We start from the raw sequence: 254 nt of genomic DNA on the forward strand, positions 1-254 counted from the left end.
TGGACGCCCGTAGTAAATGTTATAAGCAATTGTATCATTAAATAACACTGTGTCCTGCGGTACCATACCAATAGCTTCACGCAAACTTTTTTGTGTTACATTACGGATATCTTGTCCATCAATTGTGATAGAACCTGCATCAACATCGTAAAAACGGAAAAGTAATCGAGAAATAGTTGATTTACCAGCACCTGATGGACCAACAATTGCAACCGTTTTGCCTCCAGGGACTTCAAAATTAATGTCTTTGAGAA

General features: G+C 38.2%; 1 protein-coding gene. It reads right to left on the reverse strand.

What is annotated here, in order from left to right:
* A partial coding sequence (locus tag ACFINO_RS10480) for an ATP-binding cassette domain-containing protein (RefSeq protein ID WP_375655778.1) occupies positions 1-254 on the reverse strand: 254 nt, incomplete at both ends.

It is taken from the genome of Bartonella sp. AA83SXKL (genome assembly GCF_042196965.1).
GTDB lineage: Bacteria > Pseudomonadota > Alphaproteobacteria > Rhizobiales > Rhizobiaceae > Bartonella.